General features: G+C 65.6%; 2 protein-coding genes. One reads left to right on the top strand and one right to left on the bottom strand.

Annotated elements, in window-relative coordinates; genetic code table 11:
• Positions 1-340 (bottom strand): hypothetical protein (locus MTR62_RS21675; RefSeq protein WP_407672727.1); only part of this gene is annotated, 340 nt, incomplete at its 3' end.
• A 34-nt stretch (positions 341-374) separates the two neighbouring features.
• Here MTR62_RS21675 and MTR62_RS21115 point away from each other — a divergent pair.
• Positions 375-751, top strand: a 377-nt coding sequence (locus MTR62_RS21115; protein WP_407672726.1) for a relaxase/mobilization nuclease domain-containing protein, incomplete at its 3' end; no start/stop codon positions are given.

Raw genomic sequence — 751 nt, 5'->3', positions numbered from 1 at the left:
ACGGCCCCGCAGGGTGACGGTGAAGGCGCGCGTCGTGAAGCTTTCCGCAGGTAAGGTCCAGGGCGTCGCCGCGCATGTGCGCTACCTCGAACGCGACGGCACCGCGCGCGATGGTGAGCCGGGCCGGTTCTACTCGACCTTTACCGAAGACGCTGACGCCAAAGCCTTCCTTGAACGCGGCTGCGAGGACCGGCACCAGTTCCGCCTGATCGTCTCGCCCGAGGACGGGCCAGCCTTCGAAGACCTCAAGGGCTTTACCCGCGACCTCATGGCCAAGATGGAAGAGGACCTTGGCACCACGCTCGACTGGGTCGCGGTCGATCACTTCGACACTGGTCACNTTCGAAGACCTCAAGGGCTTTACCCGCGACCTCATGGCCAAGATGGAAGAGGACCTTGGCACCACGCTCGACTGGGTCGCGGTCGATCACTTCGACACTGGTCACCCGCACAGCCATATCCTGATCCGGGGCGTGACCGAGGACGGCAAGACGCTCAACATCGCGGGCGACTACATCGCCCACGGCATTCGCCATCGCGGCTCCCAGATCATGACCCGCGCGCTGGGCCCGCAAAGCGAGATCGAGGTGCGCCAGCAGCTCCAGCAGGAAGTCGACGCCCAGCGCCTGACCCGGCTCGACCGCACACTGCTCAGCCAGGCGAGGGACAACACCGTCGATCTGGGCAAGCCCGATCCCTCGCAGGGCCACGATCCGCACTACCAGCAAATGCTCGTCGGACGGGCCCGCGT

Origin of the sequence: Novosphingobium organovorum (genome assembly GCF_022832435.1) — a bacterium.
Lineage (GTDB): Bacteria > Pseudomonadota > Alphaproteobacteria > Sphingomonadales > Sphingomonadaceae > Novosphingobium > Novosphingobium organovorum.
This window is presented reverse-complemented; position numbering and strand designations above follow the sequence as displayed.